Raw genomic sequence first — 20,405 nt, forward strand, 5'->3', positions numbered from 1 at the left:
CCCCCCCCCCCCCCCCCCCCCCCCCCCCCCCCCCCCCCCCCCCCCCCCAGCTCCTACAGGTTGTGATCGTTGTTCCAGAGCCTTGTAGAACCATCAAACAAGCGTTTCATCGGGTTGATGGCAAAATGATTACTTTGTCAGTGCGTTCTTCTACGCAATCAGTACAATCGCCGCATTTGCCCGGCCGAGAATGGATGCAGTACGGCGCGGGTGGTTGCGAGAATCCCCATGCTCATCGGTAATTATTCCTTCACTCTGGTTTTCATTTCGTTGTGTGTGGCGATTCTCGCGTCCTACACCGCGCTCGACCTGACCGGGCGCATCGCCAGCGCCCGTGGGCGCGCAGTGCATCTCTGGACGGCGGGCGGTGCGCTGGCGATGGGGGTTGGCGTGTGGTCGATGCATTTCATCGGCATGCTGGCTTTCAAGCTGCCGATCGATCTGGGCTACGACATGGCGATTACCGCGCTATCGCTATTGATCGCGGTACTGTCCTGCGGGTTTGCCCTGTGGCTGGTCAGTCAGCCGAAACTGCCTGTGTTGCAACTGGCCTTTGGTGCCTTGGTCATGGGCGCCGGCATCAGTGCGATGCATTACACCGGCATGGCCGCGCTGCGCATGACCCCAGGGATCGATTACGACCCGACGCTGTTCGGCGCGTCATTGCTGATCGCGGTGGGTGCTTCGGCAGCAGCGTTGTGGATCGCCTTCCGCTTGCGCCAGCAATCGCCGTATGTGCGCCTGATCCGCGGCGGCGCGGCGGTGATCATGGGCATTGCCATTGTCGGCATGCATTACACCGGGATGGCCGCCGCGCAGTTTCCCGCTGGCAGTTTCTGCGGTGCGACGCTTGACGGACTCAAGGGCAATGGCCTCGACAATCTGGTGCTGATCACCACCCTGGCGGTGCTGTCGATCGCCTTGCTCACTTCGATTCTCGATGCTCGCCTCGAAGCGCGGACCGCCGATCTGGCGCATTCGCTGACCCTGGCCAACCGTGAACTGACGCAACTGGCGTTGCATGACACCCTGACCGGCCTGCCGAACCGCATGTTGCTGGACGACCGGATCAATCAAGCGATGAAAAAGGTTGAGGAACAGGGCGGCTGTTTTGCGCTGATGTTCATCGATCTGGACGGTTTCAAACCGGTCAACGATGCCTTTGGCCACCACATGGGTGACCAGTTGCTGCGCGAAGTCGGGGTGCGTCTGCGCGAAGACCTGCGCAGCCAGGACACGCTGGCGCGGATCGGCGGCGATGAATTCGTGCTGCTGGTGCGCCTGACCGAACCCGACGATGCCCTGAGCCTCGCCGCGCGCCAGGTCGGGTTGATTGCCCAGGCCTTCCGCGTGGCCGAGCACGACTTGCAGATATCCGCCAGCGTCGGCATCGCCTTGTATCCGGGCAATGGCCAGAGCGCTCAGGAACTGCTGATGAACGCCGACGCGGCGATGTATCACGCCAAGGGCGGCGGCAAAAACGGCTACAGCTTCTTTGATGCCTCGATGAATAACAACGCGCGCAAGCAACTGCAACTGTTGCAGGATCTGCGCGCAGCGCTGGAGCACGGTCAGTTCAGCCTGTATTTCCAACCCAAATTCGACGCCGCCAGCGGTCGTCCGGTCGGCGCCGAAGCGCTGCTGCGCTGGCAACATCCGACCCAGGGCATGTTGCTGCCGGACAAGTTCATCGATCTGGCGGAGAAAACCGGTCTGATCATCGCCATCGGCGAATGGGTGCTCAACGAAGCTTGCCGGCAGATGCGCGAGTGGTACGTGCTCGGTTACACCGACTGGCGAATCGCGGTGAACCTCTCGGCGTTGCAGTTCTGCCACGCGGGGCTGGTGCAGAGCGTGGCCAAGGCGCTGGCGACGCATCATCTGCCGGCCAACAGCCTGACCCTGGAAATCACCGAAACCACGGCCATGAGCGATGCCGATGCGAGCATGACGGTGTTGCAGGAGTTGTCGGACATGGGCGTCGACTTGTCGATCGACGACTTCGGCACCGGCTACTCGAGCCTGATGTACCTCAAGCGTTTGCCGGCCAATGAGCTGAAGATCGACCGCGGATTTGTCCGTGATCTGGAACACGACAGCGACGACGCGGCCATCGTCTCGGCCATCGTGGCGTTGGGGCAGGCGTTGGGTCTGCGGATCGTCGCCGAGGGTGTGGAGACCGGAATGCAGCAGGACTTCCTCACGCAGTTGGGGTGTGATTCGTTGCAGGGCTATCTGTTGGGGCACCCGATGCCGGCGGATGTGTTCCTGCAGAACATTGCCCGTGGAGAGGCTGTGGCGCCTGTCTGACTGCAGTCTGTGGCGAGGGAGCTTGCTCCCGCTGGGGCGCGAAGCGGCCCCCGCCTTTACTCGGTTGTACCGTGTTGGCCGGATTCGCGTCTGCTTCGCAGCCGAGCGGGAGCAAGCTCCCTCGCCACAAAAAACATCTCAGTCTCATACATGGTTTGGTCTTTGACAGAGCCCATGCAAAACCGCCCAATGGCGGTTATTCTTCCACCCGACTGTTACGTGTGCATTGGGGGGAAGGGCCAGCATGGATAAAGTCATTGTGATCACCGGTGGCGGGCGCGGAATTGGCGCCGCTACGGCGTTGTTGGCTGCCGAGCAGGGCTATCGGATCTGCATCAACTATCAGTCGGATGAACAGGCCGCGCAAAGCGTGCTGGAGCAAGTGCGGGCGCTGGGGGCCCAAGCCATTGCAGTGCGCGCCGATGTCAGTATCGAAGACGAAGTGATCGCGCTGTTTCAGCGGGTCGACACCGAACTGGGTCGGGTCACCGCGCTGGTGAACAACGCCGGCACCGTCGGGCACAAATCGCGGGTCGATGAAATGTCCGAGTTCCGCATTCTCAAAATCATGAAAACCAACGTGCTGGCACCGATCCTCTGCGCCAAACACGCGATCCTGCGCATGTCGCCCAAACACGGCGGGCAGGGCGGCAGCATCGTCAACGTCTCGTCGGTCGCGGCACGCCTGGGTTCGCCCAACGAGTACGTCGACTACGCCGCGTCCAAAGGTGCGCTCGACACCTTCACCATCGGTCTGTCCAAGGAAGTGGCGGGTGAGGGGATTCGGGTCAACGCGGTGCGGCCGGGTTATATCTATACCGATTTCCACGCGTTGAGCGGTGATCCGGACCGGGTCAGCAAGCTTGAGTCGGCGATCCCGATGGCCCGGGGCGGGCGGCCGGATGAGGTGGCGGAGGCGATTGTGTGGTTGCTGTCGGACAAGGCTTCCTATGCCACCGGGACGTTTGTTGATTTGGGGGGCGGGCGTTGATCTTTGAGATTTGTATTGGCTGATCCGGCCTCTTCGCGAGCAAGCCCGCTCCCACAGGGTAAACGCATTCCAAAGGTGGGAGCGGGCTTGCTCGCGAAGGCGTCATTAGCAGCAACATCAATCTGTCAGAACGACCGCACAATCCGCCCCAACGTCTCCATCGCTTTCTCCGAGTCCTCGGTCCACGGGCTGCCGTAATTCAGGCGGATGCAATTTCTGAAGCGCTGGGTCGGCGAGAAGATCGGCCCCGGCGCGATACTGATGCCCTGCGCCAATGCCATCTGAAACAACTTCAGGGAATCCATCTGCGGTGGCAGTTCCAGCCACAGGAAGTAGCCGCCCGCTGGCTGACTGACGCGGGTCTGCGCCGGGAAGTAGCGGGCAATCGCCGCGAGCATCGCGCTTTGCTGTTCTTCCAGGGCGTAGCGCAGTTTGCGCAGGTGGCGGTCGTAGCCGCCGTGTTGCAGGTAGTCGGCGATGGCCGCCTGCGCCGGCATCGAGGCGCACAGCGAAGTCATCAGTTTCAGCCGTTCGATTTTCTGTGCGTAGCGCCCGGCGGCGACCCAGCCGATGCGGTAGCCGGGGGCCAGGCTTTTGGCGAACGAACCGCAGTGCATCACCAGTCCTTCCGTGTCGAAGGCCTTGGCCGGTTTCGGTGCTTGCTGGCCGTAATAGAGTTCGGCGTAGACGTCGTCTTCGATCAGCGGCACCTGATGCCGGCGCAGCAGTTCCACAAGTTCCTGTTTCTTCGCCTCGGGCATGGTCGCGCCCATCGGGTTCTGGAAACTGGTCATGCACCAGCAGGCCTTGATCGGATGCCGTTCAAGCGTTTGCGCCAGTACACCGAGGTCAATGCCGTCACGCGGGTGCACGGGGATTTCCACGGCTTTGAGTTTCAGGCGCTCCAGCACTTGCAGGCTGGCATAGAACGCCGGGGCTTCGATGGCCACCAGATCGCCCGGCTCGGTGACCGCTTGCAGGCACAGGTTCAGCGCTTCGAGGGCGCCGTTGGTGATCAGCAGTTCTTCCATCGGCAGCATCAACCCGCCGACCATGTAGCGCAGGGCGATCTGCCGCCGCAGTTGCGGATTGCCCGGCGACATGTCGGTGACCACCATGCGCGGGTCCATCTCCCGCGCCGCACTGGCCAGCGAACGCGACAGGCGCTGCAACGGGAACAGGGTGGGGCTGGGGAATGCCGAGCCGAAGGGCACGGTGCTCGGGTCCTTGATCGATTCCAGTACCGAGAACACCAGTTCGCTGACGTCGACTTCGGTGGAGTCGTTGACGTGACTGCTGATCACCGGCTCCGAGAACGGGCTCGGCGCGTGGGTGTTGACGAAGTAGCCGGAGCGCGGCCGGGCGCGGATCAGACCTCGACGTTCGAGCAGGTAATAGGCCTGGAACACCGTGGACGGGCTGACCCCGTAGGTCTGGCTGGCGTAGCGCACCGAGGGCACCCGTTGCCCGGGGCCGAGGACGCCGGAGCGGATCAGTTCAGCGATGTCGTCGGCGAATTTTTCGTAGCGTTTCATCGGTATCCCGCGATGGACTGAATTCGGATTGCTTTTTGTGGCGAGGGAGCTTGCTCCCGCTGGGCTGCGTAGCGGCCCCAAAAGCTTGTGAGTGCTACGCACTCAAGCGGGAGCAAGCTCCCTCGCCACAGGTATCGCAGTGTCAAAAGAGGACAGCATCTTAAAGGCTCAGCGATTCATCGGCGCCACAAACCTGCTTTTCGCCACGCTATAAATCTCAGGCTCGTCGCTGTCGGCGATCTTGAAGCTCAAGGTCTGCGAGCTGCTGGCCGGGCGCTCGTTGGTCATTGCCACCGACACCGGCACATCGACGATCTCCCCTGGCGCCAGGCTCAGCTCGGTCTTGCCCTGTAACTGGAAGCCGTCGCCATCCACCAGGCTCAGGTTGTAGTCCTGACGCTGCTGGGTTTTGTTGATGACCTTGAGGGTGTAGATGTTCTCGATCTGGCCCTGACCGTTTTCGCGGAACAGCCCACGGTCCTTGGTCACGTCCAGCGAGACCATCGGCCGTTCGACCAAGGCCAGCGCCAGAGCGCCGATCATCACCAGCAGCACCGCGACGTAGCCGATCAGCCGTGGCCGCAGCAAGTGGGTCTTGCCGCCCTGCAATTCGCGCTCGGAACTGTAGCGGATCAAACCGCGCGGGTAGTTCATTTTGTCCATGATCGAATCACAGGCGTCGATGCACGCTGCGCAGCCGATGCATTCCATCTGCAGGCCGTCGCGGATGTCGATGCCGGTCGGGCATACCTGCACGCACAACTGGCAATCGATGCAATCGCCCAGTCCCGCTTCGGCGGGTTTCACGTCGCGTTTGCGCGGGCCACGGTTTTCGCCACGGGCGACGTCGTAGGAAATCGCCAGGGTGTCCTTGTCGAACATCACGCTCTGGAACCGCGCATACGGGCACATATGCATGCACACCGCTTCGCGCAGCCAGCCGGCATTGATGTAAGTGGCGGCGGTGAAGAACAGCACCCAGAACAGGCTGACCCCGCCGATTTGCAGGGTGAGCAGCTCTTCAGCCAGCGGACGAATCGGCGTGAAGTAGCCGACGAAGGTCAGCCCGGTCAGCACGCTGATCGCCAGCCACAGGGTGTGCTTGGCTGCACGCCGGGCCAGTTTGTTCAGGCTCCAGGGCGCCGCTTGCAGTTTGATCCGTTGGTTGCGCTCGCCTTCGGTGACTTTCTCGCACCACATGAAAATCCATGTCCACGAGCTCTGTGGGCAGGTGTAGCCGCACCAGACCCGGCCGGCGAACACGGTGATGGCGAACAGGCCGAACGCGGCAATGATCAGCAGCGCCGAGAGCAGGATGAAATCCTGCGGCCAGAAGGTCGCGCCGAAGATGTGAAATTTGCTTTCGGCCAAGTCCCACAGCACGGCCTGACGACCGCCCCAATTCAGCCACACGGTGCCGAAGAACAGCAGAAACAGAAATCCCGCGCCGCTCATGCGCAAGGTGCGGAACAGGCCGGTGAAACTGCGGGTGTGGATGTGATTGTCGGTGGAGCCGGCCTTCGCCTTCATCGGGCGACCAGGCACATTTTTTATGGTGGGGCTTGCTTCTACGGTTCGGACGGGGATTTGTTCGCTCATGGTCGTTCGCTCATCAGCCTCCATCAGGCGGATGAACTATGAGCGCCGAACTGTTTGCATAACAGGCTCAGCTATTTGAATAAAAAGCGTATCAGATGGCTTCTGACCCACGCCCTGCGACAACTTGAAGCAGCCCGCAGACGTAGGCGCAAACGCCTATCGCAGGCGTCTGCGCCGGGTGTTGATCAGGGTCAGTCAAATCACCGAATCACTCTCGTCGGCCTTCAGATGCTTGCGACCATCCTTTGCGCCGGCGACGGTCAAGGCATCAGCTTCCGCTTCGGTGATGTAAACGCGCCGACTTTCAATTTCCACAAACGACATGGCTTTTTCACTATCTGTTTTGACTTCCAGCGTGTCGCAAATGCGAATTTCCTCGCCATTTTCGACGATGAAAAAACACACTTTTGCTTCGGGATTGGATTCATCGATTCGAACGGGCATGGGGCTGTCCTTTTTTCTCGGGTGTCTGAAAGGTTAGGGCGCGCGCTTTGCCGATCGTTCTGCGCAACTGATTAATGGTCGCTGCTGTCCATCCACTGACGACATATAAAAAGGACGGAGCGATGAACGCTTGGTGGGATGAAGTGTGGGAAACGCTGCAAGCAGAATTCGCTGACGTCGGCGATGCCTCGCAACTGACACGCATCACCGTGCGCCTGTTGATGGCAGCGGTGCTGGGCGGGATTCTCGGTTTTGAACGTGAGCACAAGGGCAAGGCTGCCGGGGTGCGCACGCACATGCTGGTGGCGCTCGGCGCGGCGTTGTTTGTGCTGGTGCCGCAGACTTCAGGGGCTGAATCCGATGCGATTAGTCGGGTGTTGCAGGGCGTTATCGCCGGGATCGGCTTCTTGGGTGCCGGGACCATTCTGAAAAATCAGGAAGGCGATGAAGGCCATGTCAGAGGGCTGACCACGGCGGCCGGGTTGTGGATGACAGCGGCAATCGGGGTGGCGGCCGGCCTGGGCAGGGAGGCGACGGCGTTGCTCAGCACGTTGTTGGCGTTGGGGGTTTTCAGCGTGATGCCACGAGTGGTCAGGTTGTTCGAGAAGGAAGAGGAGAAAAAACCACACCTGTAACAACCTAGGATTAACCCCTGTAGGAGCTGCCGCAGGCTGCGATCTTTTGATTTTGATTTTTAAAAACAAGATCAAAAGATCGCAGCCTTCGGCAGCTCCTACAGGATGAGGGGCACTGCTCAGACGATGACGGGCGGCATCGTCGTCGGCGGCTCTTCCTTCGGCGGTGGCGTGGTGCCCGGTGGTTCCTGTTCGGGGATCGGCTGCGGCTCGGTCTCGGGCAGCGTGGGTTTGTCGATGTTCGGATCAGGCGTTTCGGCCGGGATCGGGATGTTCATCTGTAGACCTCCGTGTGGCACATGGCGTGAGAAGTGCTTAAGTGGATTGACCACCATGTGATGAATTCGATCCGCTTTTTTGTCCAGGCAAATCCCTGTGAACTTTTCCCCGCGCCGGTCGCTCGGAACCTAAGTCAGTTCAAGTCGGGGCCGGTGCCTCGTTGTGACCACCGATCCGGCACAAGAGCGTCCTTGGGGCGTTAAGGAGAGATGCTCGATGTCTGCTGAAAAACCTTCAGAGCAGAGCTACAACCCGCACATGCCGCTGTCGCAGGCGTTGCTGCTGCCGCGCATCGTGATCGAAAACACCATGCCGACTCTTGATGGCGGCCAGTTTGCGGTCAAGTCGATTGCCGGTCGCGACGTCGTCGTCACCAGCAAAGTGTTTGCCGACGGCCACGACAAGCTCGCGGTACGCATCCGCTGGCACGAGGAGGGCGCAGAGGCCTGGCAGAGCGAGGTCATGAACGACCTCGGCAACAACAGTTGGGAAGGGCGCTTTCGCCCCGAGCATCAAGGACGCTTTGTGTTTTGCGTCGAAGCCTGGATCGATCATTTCGCCAGTTTCCAGTACGAACTGGAGAAAAAGCACAACGCTGCCGTCCCGGTTTCATTGGAGCTGCAGGAAGGCCGCAGCATGGTGCAGCAGGCCGCCGAGCGCAGCGAAGGTCAACTCAGCGAACAACTCGCCGCGTTGCATCATGAATTGTCCGGCCTGCTCGAAACTGAGCAGGTGGCGCTGTTTCTGCACCCGCGCAGTGCGCAATTGATGGCCCAGGCTGATCACCGCGCGTATCTGAGCCTGAGTGCCGAATTCCCGATGGACGTCGAACGGGAACTGGCCGAGTTTGCCAGTTGGTACGAGCTGTTTCCGCGCTCGATCACCGACGATCCCAACCGTCACGGCACCTTCAACGATGTGCACGCGCGTCTGCCGATGATTCAGGACATGGGCTTTGATGTGCTGTATTTCACGCCGATCCATCCGATCGGCCGCGCCCATCGCAAGGGTCGCAACAATTCCCTGACGGCCGGCCCGGATGATCCAGGCAGTCCCTATGCAATCGGCAGCGAAGAGGGTGGTCATGAGGCGATTCACTCGCAGCTCGGTACCCGCGAAGACTTTCGCCGGTTGGTCGCCGCTGCCGCTGAGCATGGTCTGGAAATCGCCCTCGATTTCGCCATTCAGTGTTCCCAGGATCATCCGTGGCTCAAGCAGCATCCGGGCTGGTTCAACTGGCGCCCGGACGGCACGATCAAATATGCGGAAAACCCGCCGAAGAAATATCAGGACATCGTCAACGTCGACTTCTATGCGCCTGAAGCGATTCCCAGTCTGTGGGTCGAGCTGCGCGATATCGTCGTCGGTTGGGTCAACGAAGGTGTGAAGATCTTTCGCGTCGACAATCCGCACACCAAACCGCTGCCGTTCTGGCAATGGCTGATCGCCGATGTGCGGGCGCTGCACCCGGAGGTGATCTTCCTCGCCGAGGCATTCACTACACCAGCGATGATGGCGCGCCTGGGCAAGGTCGGTTACAGCCAGAGCTACACCTATTTCACCTGGCGCAACACCAAGTCCGAGCTGGCAGCCTACTTCACCGAACTCAACGAGTCGCCGTGGCGCGAATGCTACCGGCCGAACTTTTTCGTCAATACGCCGGACATCAACCCGGCGTTCCTGCATGAGTCGGGGCGGCCGGGGTTTCTCATCCGCGCGGCGCTGGCGACCATGGGCTCGGGCCTGTGGGGCATGTATTCCGGTTATGAGCTGTGCGAAGCAGCGCCGGTACCGGGCAAAGAGGAATACCTCGATTCGGAGAAGTACGAGATCCGCGTCCGCGACTTCAATGCACCGGGCAACATCATTGCCGAAATTGCCCAGCTCAACCGCATCCGCCGGCAGAACCCGGCGCTGCACACGCATCTGGGGCTGAAGGTCTACAACGCGTGGAACGACAACATTCTGTACTTCGGCAAGCGCAGCTTTGACGGCAGCAACTTCATTCTGGTGGCGGTGAGCCTCGATCCGCGCAACGTGCAGGAAGCCAGTTTCGAACTGCCGCTGTGGGAGATGGGCCTGCCCGATGACGCGACGACCCACGGTGAGGACTTGATGAACGGGCATCGCTGGGACTGGCATGGCAAGTACCAGTTCATGCGGATTGACCCGGCGTATCAGCCGTTCGGGATTTGGCGGATTACTGCCGCGTAAGACACACACCGACCCCTGTAGGAGCTGCCGAAGGCTGCGATCTTTTGCCTTTGATTTTTTAGAAGCAAGATCAAAAGATCGCAGCCTTCGGCAGCTCCTACAGAAGTATCAGCACGATCACATTATGTGCAGAGACGAATTTTTCAGGAGTTTCACATGGCGAAGAAACCCAAGGCAGCCACCTTTATCAAAGACCCGCTCTGGTACAAGGATGCGGTGATTTATCAGGTTCACGTCAAATCGTTTTTCGACTCCAACAACGATGGGATCGGCGACTTTCCCGGCTTGATCGCCAAACTCGATTACATCGCCGATCTCGGCGTCAACACTATCTGGCTCTTGCCGTTCTATCCCTCGCCCCGTCGCGACGACGGTTACGACATCGCCGAATACCGCGGCGTGCACAGCGACTACGGAACCATGGCCGACGCCAAGCGCTTCATCGCCGAGGCGCACAAGCGGGGGTTGCGGGTGATCACTGAGCTGGTCATCAACCACACTTCGGATCAGCACCCGTGGTTCCAGCGGGCGCGCAAGGCCAAGCCCGGTTCGGCGGCGCGCGACTTCTACGTGTGGTCGGATGACGACCAGAAGTACGACGGTACGCGGATCATCTTCCTCGACACCGAAAAGTCCAACTGGACCTGGGACCCGGTCGCCGGTCAGTACTTCTGGCACCGTTTCTATTCGCACCAGCCCGACCTGAATTTCGACAATCCGCAAGTGATGAAAGCCGTGCTGTCGGTGATGCGCTACTGGCTGGACATGGGCATCGACGGCCTGCGTCTTGACGCGATTCCGTACCTGATCGAACGCGACGGCACCAACAACGAGAACCTGCCGGAGACCCACGACGTCCTCAAGCAGATCCGTGCCGAGATCGATGCGAATTACCCCGACCGCATGCTGCTGGCCGAGGCCAACCAATGGCCGGAAGACACCCAGCTGTACTTCGGTGACACCGATGCCGAGGGCGTCAACGGCGATGAATGCCACATGGCGTTTCACTTTCCGCTGATGCCGCGCATGTACATGGCGCTGGCCCAGGAAGATCGCTTCCCGATCACCGACATTCTGCGGCAAACCCCCGAGATTCCGGCCAACTGTCAGTGGGCGATCTTCCTGCGTAACCACGATGAGCTGACGCTGGAGATGGTTACCGACAAGGAGCGCGACTACCTGTGGAATTACTACGCCGCTGACCGTCGCGCGCGGATCAACCTCGGTATTCGCCGGCGTCTGGCGCCGTTGATGGAGCGTGACCGCCGCCGCGTGGAATTGCTCAATAGCCTGCTGTTGTCGATGCCGGGCACGCCGACCCTGTATTACGGCGATGAAATCGGCATGGGCGATAACATCTACCTCGGCGACCGCGACGGCGTGCGCACGCCGATGCAATGGTCGATCGACCGCAACGGCGGTTTCTCCCGCGCCGATCCGGCCAGTCTGGTGTTGCCGCCGATCATGGACCCGCAATACGGTTATCTGTCGGTCAACGTCGAAACCCAGGCTGGCGACCCGCATTCGCTGCTCAACTGGACCCGGCGCATGCTCGCCGTGCGCAAGCAGTCCAAGGCCTTCGGTCGCGGCACGCTGAAAATGCTCTCGCCGAGCAACCGACGGATTCTGGCCTACACCCGCGAATTCACCGAAGCCGACGGCAAGCACGAAATCATCCTTTGCGTGGCCAACGTCTCGCGCAGCGCGCAGGCGGCGGAACTCGATCTGTCGGCCTACGTCGGCATGGTCCCGGTGGAGATGCTTGGCGGTAACGCGTTCCCGCCGATCGGCCAGTTGAATTTCCTCCTGACCCTGGCGCCTTACGGTTTCTACTGGTTCGCCCTGGCTGCGGAAAACCAGATGCCGAGCTGGCACGTAGAACCGGCGCAGAGCCTGCCGGACTTCACCACGCTGGTGCTGAAAAAACGCATGGAAGAGCTGCTCGAAGCGCCGACCCGCAACACCCTGGAGCAGGGCATTCTGCCGAGCTGGCTGCAGAATCGCCGCTGGTTCGCCGGCAAGGACGCGGCCATCGAGCAGGTCAATCTGGCCTACGGCGTGCGCTTCGGCGATGCGCAGCACCCGGTGCTGCTCAGCGAGATCGAAGTCACCAGCGCCGGGCAGACCAGCCGCTATCAGCTGCCGTTCGGTTTCATCGCCGAAGATCAGGTCGGGCCGGCGTTGCCGCAGCAACTGGCGTTGTCACGCGTACGTCGCGGGCGACAGGTCGGTCTGATTACTGATGCGTTCAGCCTCGAAACGTTTGTGCACGCTGTGTTGCAAGGCATGCAGAGCGCCACCGTGCTCCACTCCGAACAGGGCGAGATTCGTTTTGCGCCGACCGCGAAGTTGGAAAAACTCGGCCTCGGCGCCGAGTCGGAAGTGCGCTATCTGTCGGCCGAGCAGTCGAACAGTTCGGTGGTGATCGGCAACAGCCTGGTGCTGAAGCTGATCCGCAAGGTCGCCTCCGGTGTGCACCCGGAACTGGAAATGAGTGCGTACCTGACCGAGGCCGGCTTCGAGAACATCTCGCCGCTGCTCGGCTCGGTGATCCGGCGCGATGGCGCTGGCGAAGACAACTTGCTAATGATCGCCCAAGGCTATCTGAGCAATCAGGGCGATGCCTGGGAATGGACGCAGAACAATCTCGAACGGGCGCTGCGTGATGAGCTGGCAGACTCGATGTCCGAGCAGGAGCAGCACTACAACGCCCTCGGCGAACTGAAGGATTTTGCCGGCATGCTCGGCCAGCGTCTGGGTGAAATGCACCAAGTGCTGGCGGCGCCAACCGACAACCCCGACTTCGCCCCGCAAACCACCAGTGCCAAGGATGCTCAAGCCGCCGGCAAGGATGTTGCGGCGCAGGTCGAGCATGCCTTGAAGCTGCTCAAGCAGCATCAGAGTCATCTGAACGCGGCGGATCAGAAAATGGTCGCGCGGCTCTTGGACAACAAAAAGGTCATCCTCGGCCATGTGCAGGAACTCGCGCAAAAAGCCGTGGGCGGCTTGCGTATCCGTGTCCACGGCGACTTGCACCTGGGTCAGGTGCTGGTGATCAAGGGCGATGCCTACCTGATCGACTTCGAGGGTGAGCCGGCGCGGCCGCTGCACGAACGGCGCGGCAAACACAGTCCGTACAAAGACGTCAGCGGCGTGCTGCGTTCCTTCGATTACGCGGCGGCGATGACCATCAACGTACACAACGTCGATCACAGTCCAGAGTCCGAAGCGGCCCGCCATCGGGTTGCCGAGCGCTATCTGCGTGAGGCGCGCGAGGCATTTGTTCAGGCATATCGCCAAGCGGCAGCTAGTCTTGATCATGCCTGGCAGGATCCTGCGGGTGCCGACGCTGCGCTTGCGCTGTTCGGCCTGGAGAAGGCGGCCTATGAAGTGGCCTATGAAGCCGAAAATCGCCCCACGTGGCTGCCCGTGCCGTTGCACGGTTTGTATGGGTTATTGACAGGGCTTAAACCCTTTTCCGATCTTGGTGGAGAGTAGTCATGAGTTTCTCGAACAAGGAACAGGGTCACGCTAAAGAAGCGTTATTGCCGGCGGCGCAGGACATCGACGCGCTGGTTCGCGCCGAACATCACGACCCGTTTTCCATTCTCGGTCCGCACGGCGATGGAGCCGGCGGACAATTCATTCGCGCTTATCTGCCGGGTGCGTTGAAAGTTGAAGTGCTGGACAAGGACAGCGGCGAAGAGCGCGGCGAACTGAGCGCCACCGAAACCCCGGGGCTGTTTGTCGGCCACTTCGCGCAGGCGCGGCCGTATCTGTTGCGCACCCGTTGGGCCGGCGGCGAGCAGGTGGCGGAAGATCCCTACAGCTTCGGTCAGTTGCTCGGCGAAATGGATTTGTATCTGTTCGCCGAAGGCAATCACCGTGATCTGAGCAGCTGCCTCGGCGCGCAATTGACTACGGTCGATGGCGTCGACGGCGTGCGTTTTGCCGTGTGGGCGCCGAATGCCCGGCGGGTGTCGGTGGTCGGTGACTTCAACGTGTGGGACGGTCGCCGCCATCCGATGCGCCTGCGCCATCCATCCGGGGTCTGGGAGTTGTTCATTCCGCGCCTGCAAGCGGGGGAGTTGTACAAGTACGAGATCCTTGGCGCCCACGGCATCCTGCCGTTGAAGGCCGACCCGATGGCCCTGGCCACCAGCCTGCCGCCGGACACCGCCTCGAAAGTCGCCGCACCGTTGCAGATCAATTGGCAGGATCAGGACTGGATGAACGGCCGCCGCGAGCGGCAGAAGCATTCGGCACCGCTGTCGATCTACGAGTTGCATGCCGGATCGTGGCAATGCGAGCTGGACGATCTGGGCGAAGTCGCCCGCCAGTACACTTGGCCGGAGCTGGCCGAACGCCTGATTCCTTACGTCAAGGAACTGGGCTTCACCCACATCGAACTGATGCCGATCATGGAGCACCCGTTTGGCGGCTCATGGGGTTATCAGTTGCTCTCGCAATTCGCCCCGAGCGCCCGATACGGCACGCCGGAGCAGTTCGGTGAGTTCGTCGACGCCTGTCACCGCGCCGATATCGGCGTGATCCTCGACTGGGTGCCAGCGCATTTCCCTACCGATACCCATGGTCTGGCGCAGTTCGACGGCACCGCGCTGTACGAATATGGCAACCCGCTGGAAGGCTTCCATCAGGACTGGGACACGCTGATCTACAACCTGGGGCGCACCGAAGTCCACGGCTACATGCTGGCGTCGGCGCTGCACTGGCTGAAGCATTTCCACATCGACGGCCTGCGTGTGGATGCGGTGGCCTCGATGCTCTATCGCGACTATTCGCGCAAGGCCGGCGAATGGGTGCCGAACCGCCATGGCGGGCGCGAGAATCTGGAGGCGATCGATTTCCTTCGCCACTTGAACGACGTGGTCGAGCTGGAAGCCCCGGGGGCGCTGGTGATCGCCGAGGAATCCACCGCATGGCCGGGCGTCAGCCAGAGCACGCAGCAGGGCGGCCTCGGTTTTGCCTATAAATGGAACATGGGCTGGATGCACGATTCGCTGCACTACATCCAGCAGGACCCGGTGTACCGCGCGCACCATCACAACGAATTGAGTTTCGGCCTGGTTTACGCCTGGTCCGAGCGTTTCATCCTGCCGATTTCCCACGACGAAGTGGTGCACGGCAAGCATTCGCTGATCGACAAGATGCCCGGCGACCGTTGGCAGAAATTTGCCAACCTGCGCGCCTACCTGAGCTTCATGTGGACCCATCCGGGCAAGAAACTGTTGTTCATGGGCTGCGAATTCGGCCAGTGGCGTGAGTGGAATCACGATCAGCAACTGGACTGGTACCTGCTGCAATACTCGGAACATAAAGGCGTGCAGAAACTGGTCGGCGACCTCAATCGCCTGTACCGCGAGGAACCGGCGCTGCACGATCAGGACGATGCGCCGCAGGGTTTCCAGTGGCTGATCGGCGATGACGCCATCAACAGCGTGTACGCGTGGCTGCGCTGGAGCAAGGACGGCAAACCGGTGCTGGTGGTGGCCAACTTCACCCCGGTGCCGCGTCAGTCGTACCGGGTCGGCGTACCGTTCGCCGGACGCTGGAACGAACTGCTCAACAGCGATGCTGACACCTATGCCGGGTCCAACTATGGCAATGGTGGCGGGGCGTTTACCGAAGAGGTGGCGAGCCATGGCCAGTCGCTGTCGCTGGAGCTGAATCTGCCGCCGTTGGCGGTGTTGATTCTGAAGCCGGAGGGCTGATCCGCAACCGCGTCGCTGTCATCGCGAGCAGGCTCACTCCTACATTTTGGAATGCGTTTCCCTGTAGGAGTGAGCCTGCTCGCGATGGCGTCGGTTGTGACACCGCGTGAAGGCGCTTACCAGCTTATCCGTACCCCCAGATTTCCCGCCAGACCACGCAGGTCATTGCTGTCGATGTTGCTGCTGTAATCGGTACTGGCGTAAACACTCACTGCACGGTCGAGCGTCAGCACCACGCCGAGGCCGATATCCGCAGTCGAGGATTTCTGCTGAGTGTTGATGGTATCGGTGCCGTCGAAGGTCACCGAATCAGTGCCGGAAAAGGTGTGCCACAGATTGGCCCGCAGATACGGTTCCAACGGCAGACCATTGACCTGATAACGGCCCTTGAGCCGGGCGCCGAGGCGACCGGTCCAGGCGCCGTCGGAGTCGAATGACACCCGCGAGATGCCATCGTCCTGGCTGTCGAGGGAGATTTTCTGGTGGATCACCTGCACTTGCGGCTCGACCACCCAGGTGTCGTTGAGCGCGAACGGGTAGCCTGCCTCGGCGGACAGCGTCAGGGCATGCCCGCGATTGTCCAGTTTCAGCCCACGGTCGGAACGGTTGTCGCCGTCGAAACGCGTGCCCATGGCCACGGTATCGATGTACCAGCCGTACGGATCGGTTAGCGTCCAGTACAGACCATAGCTGTCGCCCTCGAGTTTGATCTTGCCCGCGCTGTTGTTTTCGAAGCCTTCGTTGAAACCGTCGACATCGCCCTGAATCCGGCTGTGGCCGACGAACAGGCCGATGCGTTGCGTTTGCCCGCCCGACGTCTGCGCGCTGTACAGGTCATTGCCGACCTGAAAGCCATTGAGCGAACCGTTCAGGCGTGGGATAACGGTGCCGGCCCAGGTCTGGTCGAGGTTTTTGCCGTAGACGCGGCCCCAACCGGCACCGAAGGCACCGGTTTCGCTAAGCAGGCGTTGATCGCCCTGACGGTCGTGAAACGTGCCGAGCGCGCTTAAGGTCAACTGCGCGGCGGCAGGGGGCAGCACCGACCAGTTGGGCACTTCCGGACGATAGATCGGGATCGGCGCGGCGCCCGCCACGGCGGCGGGCAGCACGGGCAGTACGGGCTGCTCAGGGCTGGCGATGGGCGGCGCGGGTTCGCCGGGGGCGGGTGCAACAGGCGTGATCTGCGCGACGACCGGGGTCGCCACTACCGGCACCAGAATCGGCGGCAGGCTCGGATCAGGGTTGGGCACGCTGACGGCTTGCGGCGCGACCACGGCAGAACGCAGGTACCAGCTGTTTTCGGTTCCGGCGGTGACACCGCCCTTGAACAGGTAGTAATCGTAAGCCCCGACGGACACAGGACCGTTGAAGCTGAAGGCATTGTTGGTACTGACCGTGGAACCCTGTGCCTGCACCACTTGAATGCCGTTCGCCTGGGTGAGCCCACCGAGCCCGCCGATGTTAGTGACGGAGATGACGGTGGCGCCGCTCAAGCTGCCGTTGTTGACCACCAGTTTGTCGCTGGGCGCGCCGTCGGCACCGAGTTCGCTTTGCAGCAGCAACTGGCCGCCGTTGCCGACGTAGTTGCCATTGATGGTCAGGGTGTCATCGGTGCGGCTGTTGTTGCGGGTCAGGTCGATGACCCCGGCGTTGTTGAAGGTCACGGCCTGGCCGGCCACGGCAGGCGACACGGCGCCCTGGGTCGAGAACACGCTGCTGCTGGCATCGACGTTGAGCACACCGCTGCCGCTGACGGCATCGCCAAGCACCAGGCTGCTCGACCCCAAGTCCAGTTGCGAGCCGTTGTTCAGGTTCACTGTTTCCCAATTGCTGAAGCGCGCTGGCAGCGCGGTGCGGGAGTTGTCGAAGGTCAGGGTGTCGTTGCCCGTGCCGCCATCCACGTTGGGGGTCAGCGCCAGCACGCTGTCATCGAGGTTGCGCAATGTCGCGCTGTCGTTACCGTCGCCCATCAGGATCGCCGAGCGGATGAGCCCGCCGCCGTCCCACAGCAACGTGTCGTCGCCGACACTGGCGCGGATTTCACCGACGATTTCGCCGCCGGTCACGGTGATGCTGTCGTTGCCGCCGCTGACACTGATGTTGCCGCCGATGCGGCCACCGGAGACGATGATGGTGTCGGTGCCGAACCCGGTCACCAGGTTGCCGAGGATCTGCCCGCCGGACAGGTCGAAAATATTATTGTCGAGTTTCATGTCGACCCGGCCGATGGTGCCGCCGGTCATACGCGCGACATCGCCGTCCTCGAAGGCGCCGACGATGGTGCCCCCGGTCATCAGAAAGGTGTCGCGGCCATCGCCCTGGGCCAGCGAGCCGATGGAGCCGGCGCTCATGACGAAATCGTCGATGCCGGCGCCCTGGTTGACCGCGCCGGTGATGGTTCCGGAGTTGATGACGACCCGGTCAGCGCCGGCGCCAAAGGTCACGTTGCCGTTGATCAGACCGGTTCCGTTGGCGGGCAGGGTCAGGCTGTTGTTGCCCGCGAGATCGGTCAGCGAACCGCTGGTGCCACTGTCACAGGTGAAGGCGTCGTTGCCGGGCCCCGGAACCAGTGAGCAAGCGGCGGAGGCGGGTGAACTGGCGAGCAATAGCGAGGCAGGCAAGAACAGCGTCTGCGGCAATGCCCGCAGGTATCTGGAGTAGCGCGTCATGGCGATTCCCTACAGCCAAATTCGGGGAAATCATCCTTGAGCGAGCACAGGATCGGCCTCGCGTTGCTACTGAGGCACTACATGAAATCCATGCTCTAACGAATTGAATGCGCTACTCCTTGAGCTGTTTTAGGTGTAGATGGTTTTGATCTGCCTTCAAGTGCGCCTGACTAACGGTCATGTCAGAACCGCAACTAAAGATGCACTTCCACCGCCAGCGGCAAGTGGTCCGACAGGTGTGTCCACGGTTTGTTGCCAAGGATTTGCGGGTCGTGGCTGCTGGCGTTGCGCAGGTAGATGCGGTCCAGGCGCAGCAGCGGAAAACGGGCCGGATAGGTCTTGGCGGGACGGCCGTGGTGGCGTTCGAACGCTTCGTGCAGATAATCGCGGCGGGCTAGGGCTACGTTGCCCTGCAATTGCCAGTCGTTGAAGTCACCGGCGATGATCACCGGCGCATCGTCGGGCAATGATTCGAGCAACTGGCAAAGCAGCTGCAACTGCAATTGGCGATGACTTTCCAGCAGACTCAAGTGCACGCAGATCGCGTGGACTTCGGCGTGGCCCGGCACGTCCAGCACACAGTGCAGCAAACCGCGGCGTTCGGGGCCGGTGATCGACACGTCGAGATTGCGGTATTCACGGATCGGGTACTTCGACAACAGGGCATTGCCGTGGTGGCCGTCGGGATAGACCGCATTGCGCCCGTAAGCGAAATCGCTCCACATGCTGTCGGCGAGAAATTCGTATTGCGAGGTTTGCGGCCATTCGTTGTAGCGATTGGAATGTCGCTCGTGTTCGCCCACCACTTCCTGGAGAAACACCAGATCGGCCGAGGTACTGCGCACCGCTTCACGCAGTTCCGGCAGGATGAAGCGCCGGTTGAGGGCGGTAAAACCCTTGTGGGTATTGACCGTCAGCACACGCAAGCGATGGATGACGGAGGCGTCGACGGCGTGACGCTTGGGATCGCTGGACACGTTCACTCCTCTGAAAAAACGGCTTCCTTCTCATGCGACTGATGCAGTGGGGTGGCAGTTCCTTCCAGATGCCTCAGGCCTGAACACAAATCATCGGAGCCGCCAGGAAACCTGTGGGAGTGGGTGTTGCCATGAGCCATTGGCTCTGCGTTGGTCATGGGTTATGTGCCCTGACAAAAATCCCCTGTGGGAGCGGGCTTGCTCGCGAAGGCGTTCGACCAGACAACAGCAAATCAACCGAGCAAACCTCGGACATAAACGTAACCCCGCAAGGACGTTTAAAGTACACGAACCGTTACGCCATAACGGCTACAACGCCTTGCGCCGTTACCTACGCGTACGCCAGAATCCGCCGGCTTACGAGACCATACCATGCGCTATATCGTTACTCTGCCACTGCCCATCGGTGGTCGGGTTTAGTAGCCCGTATGGTTTTAGTAAGTGCATGAGTCCCATAAAGTCAGGCGTTTCGATGCCTGCACTTCGATGGTGGTTGTGCGCAGGGCGCTCTCGAGCGCGCCGGTCTTGCTAATTCCTCCGGTCTACTAACCTGCGCACAGCCGCCACCCTTCTTTTAGTAGAGAACGGTCGCGGCCCTTGATCAGGAATTAGATATTTATGTTCAAAGCCACACCCAACCCCCCGGACGTCGACCCGATCCCATACGACCCGGCCCTCGACCCGCAGAAGATAAAAGCCGCGACCGACCGCGCCATCAACTTCTACCTCAACCCCGGCGCACTGAAGATCTCCATCCCTTCAGTACCGTCAGGCAAATCAAGCCGAATCTTCCTCATCGACCCCACCGTGGACGAAGAAACATTGCTCGTCGAGGCCTGCGAGTCGTTAGCCGCCGCCAGCGACATGGCGCGCAATATCGGCGACGTCGTCGACAACCCACAGCGCCGGGCCATGCTGATGCTGCATCAGGTGATCATGCTCAGTGAACTGATGGTCAACCGAGTGCTGGACGGCCGCCGCGTGCCGAACTAACTGCCCGGTCCACCTGTAGGAGCTGCC

At 61.1% G+C, this 20,405-nt stretch carries 13 protein-coding genes; 7 read left to right on the forward strand and 6 right to left on the reverse strand.

Annotation, left to right across the window (positions count from 1 at the left end; translation table 11 throughout):
• The first annotated feature begins 228 nt into the window (after positions 1 to 228).
• Positions 229 to 2,310: a putative bifunctional diguanylate cyclase/phosphodiesterase gene (locus NTD85_RS06015; protein ID WP_262141689.1), complete on the forward strand. Its 2,082-nt coding sequence runs from the start codon at positions 229 to 231 to the stop codon at positions 2,308 to 2,310.
• A gap of 244 nt (positions 2,311 to 2,554) precedes the next feature.
• Complete coding sequence (locus tag NTD85_RS06020; RefSeq protein ID WP_003224509.1) at positions 2,555 to 3,301, forward strand: SDR family oxidoreductase; 747 nt, start codon at positions 2,555 to 2,557, stop codon at positions 3,299 to 3,301.
• Between the two features lie 125 nt (positions 3,302 to 3,426).
• Here NTD85_RS06020 and mapR read toward each other — a convergent pair whose 3' ends face one another.
• From mapR to NTD85_RS06035, 3 genes are all read right to left on the reverse strand, one after another.
• The gene (gene mapR, locus NTD85_RS06025) at positions 3,427 to 4,836 is read right to left on the reverse strand and encodes a GntR family transcriptional regulator MpaR (RefSeq protein WP_008087199.1); all 1,410 of its coding nucleotides are present in this window, start codon (positions 4,834 to 4,836) and stop codon (positions 3,427 to 3,429) included.
• Positions 4,837 to 5,004: 168 nt separating this feature from the next.
• Positions 5,005 to 6,435, reverse strand: coding sequence for a cytochrome c oxidase accessory protein CcoG (ccoG, locus tag NTD85_RS06030; RefSeq protein WP_262141690.1), 1,431 nt, complete (start codon positions 6,433 to 6,435; stop codon positions 5,005 to 5,007).
• Between the two features lie 195 nt (positions 6,436 to 6,630).
• A complete protein-coding gene (locus NTD85_RS06035; RefSeq protein ID WP_003224515.1) occupies positions 6,631 to 6,879 on the reverse strand; it encodes a DUF3203 family protein in 249 nt (82 codons plus the stop codon).
• 122 nt (positions 6,880 to 7,001) lie between these two features.
• On the opposite strand from NTD85_RS06035, the gene NTD85_RS06040 reads away from it, so the two are divergent.
• Positions 7,002 to 7,514: an MgtC/SapB family protein gene (locus NTD85_RS06040; RefSeq protein ID WP_262141691.1), complete on the forward strand. Its 513-nt coding sequence runs from the start codon at positions 7,002 to 7,004 to the stop codon at positions 7,512 to 7,514.
• Between the two features lie 119 nt (positions 7,515 to 7,633).
• Here the strand turns inward: NTD85_RS06040 and NTD85_RS06045 are convergent, their stop codons facing one another.
• A complete protein-coding gene (locus NTD85_RS06045; RefSeq protein ID WP_003224520.1) occupies positions 7,634 to 7,792 on the reverse strand; it encodes a hypothetical protein in 159 nt (52 codons plus the stop codon).
• 217 nt (positions 7,793 to 8,009) lie between these two features.
• On the opposite strand from NTD85_RS06045, the gene NTD85_RS06050 reads away from it, so the two are divergent.
• The 3 genes from NTD85_RS06050 (at position 8,010) to glgB (ending at position 15,739) form a co-directional block, all read left to right on the forward strand.
• On the forward strand, positions 8,010 to 10,007 hold the full coding sequence (locus NTD85_RS06050; RefSeq protein ID WP_262141692.1) for an alpha-1,4-glucan--maltose-1-phosphate maltosyltransferase: 1,998 nt from the start codon (positions 8,010 to 8,012) through the stop codon (positions 10,005 to 10,007).
• Between the two features lie 156 nt (positions 10,008 to 10,163).
• Complete coding sequence (gene treS / locus NTD85_RS06055; RefSeq protein WP_262141693.1) at positions 10,164 to 13,505, forward strand: maltose alpha-D-glucosyltransferase; 3,342 nt, start codon at positions 10,164 to 10,166, stop codon at positions 13,503 to 13,505.
• Positions 13,506 to 13,507: 2 nt separating this feature from the next.
• A complete protein-coding gene (gene glgB / locus NTD85_RS06060) occupies positions 13,508 to 15,739 on the forward strand; it encodes a 1,4-alpha-glucan branching protein GlgB (RefSeq protein WP_201137784.1) in 2,232 nt (743 codons plus the stop codon).
• Positions 15,740 to 15,855: 116 nt separating this feature from the next.
• Here the strand turns inward: glgB and NTD85_RS06065 are convergent, their stop codons facing one another.
• Both NTD85_RS06065 and NTD85_RS06070 read right to left on the reverse strand, forming a co-directional pair.
• The gene (locus tag NTD85_RS06065) at positions 15,856 to 18,408 is read right to left on the reverse strand and encodes an autotransporter outer membrane beta-barrel domain-containing protein (protein ID WP_262141695.1); all 2,553 of its coding nucleotides are present in this window, start codon (positions 18,406 to 18,408) and stop codon (positions 15,856 to 15,858) included.
• 194 nt (positions 18,409 to 18,602) lie between these two features.
• Positions 18,603 to 19,385, reverse strand: coding sequence for an endonuclease/exonuclease/phosphatase family protein (locus NTD85_RS06070; protein WP_103484513.1), 783 nt, complete (start codon positions 19,383 to 19,385; stop codon positions 18,603 to 18,605).
• A gap of 618 nt (positions 19,386 to 20,003) precedes the next feature.
• Between NTD85_RS06070 and NTD85_RS06075 the strand changes: the two genes are divergently transcribed.
• A complete protein-coding gene (locus NTD85_RS06075) occupies positions 20,004 to 20,378 on the forward strand; it encodes a DUF6124 family protein (RefSeq protein WP_262141696.1) in 375 nt (124 codons plus the stop codon).
• Positions 20,379 to 20,405: the final 27 nt, after the last annotated feature.

Source organism: Pseudomonas sp. 13B_3.2_Bac1 (assembly GCF_025466205.1).
GTDB classification, from domain to species: domain Bacteria; phylum Pseudomonadota; class Gammaproteobacteria; order Pseudomonadales; family Pseudomonadaceae; genus Aquipseudomonas; species Aquipseudomonas fluorescens_H.

Coding starts and splice junctions, on each gene's coding strand:
- NTD85_RS06075 (WP_262141696.1), top strand. CDS start 20,004: ATGTTCAAAGCCACACCCAACCCCCCGGACGTCGACCCGATCCCATAC.
- treS (WP_262141693.1), top strand. CDS start 10,164: ATGGCGAAGAAACCCAAGGCAGCCACCTTTATCAAAGACCCGCTCTGG.
- NTD85_RS06045 (WP_003224520.1), bottom strand. CDS start 7,792: ATGAACATCCCGATCCCGGCCGAAACGCCTGATCCGAACATCGACAAA.
- NTD85_RS06015 (WP_262141689.1), top strand. CDS start 229: ATGCTCATCGGTAATTATTCCTTCACTCTGGTTTTCATTTCGTTGTGT.
- glgB (WP_201137784.1), top strand. CDS start 13,508: ATGAGTTTCTCGAACAAGGAACAGGGTCACGCTAAAGAAGCGTTATTG.
- NTD85_RS06035 (WP_003224515.1), bottom strand. CDS start 6,879: ATGCCCGTTCGAATCGATGAATCCAATCCCGAAGCAAAAGTGTGTTTT.
- NTD85_RS06065 (WP_262141695.1), bottom strand. CDS start 18,408: ATGACGCGCTACTCCAGATACCTGCGGGCATTGCCGCAGACGCTGTTC.
- NTD85_RS06050 (WP_262141692.1), top strand. CDS start 8,010: ATGTCTGCTGAAAAACCTTCAGAGCAGAGCTACAACCCGCACATGCCG.
- mapR (WP_008087199.1), bottom strand. CDS start 4,836: ATGAAACGCTACGAAAAATTCGCCGACGACATCGCTGAACTGATCCGC.
- NTD85_RS06020 (WP_003224509.1), top strand. CDS start 2,555: ATGGATAAAGTCATTGTGATCACCGGTGGCGGGCGCGGAATTGGCGCC.
- ccoG (WP_262141690.1), bottom strand. CDS start 6,435: ATGAGCGAACAAATCCCCGTCCGAACCGTAGAAGCAAGCCCCACCATA.
- NTD85_RS06040 (WP_262141691.1), top strand. CDS start 7,002: ATGAACGCTTGGTGGGATGAAGTGTGGGAAACGCTGCAAGCAGAATTC.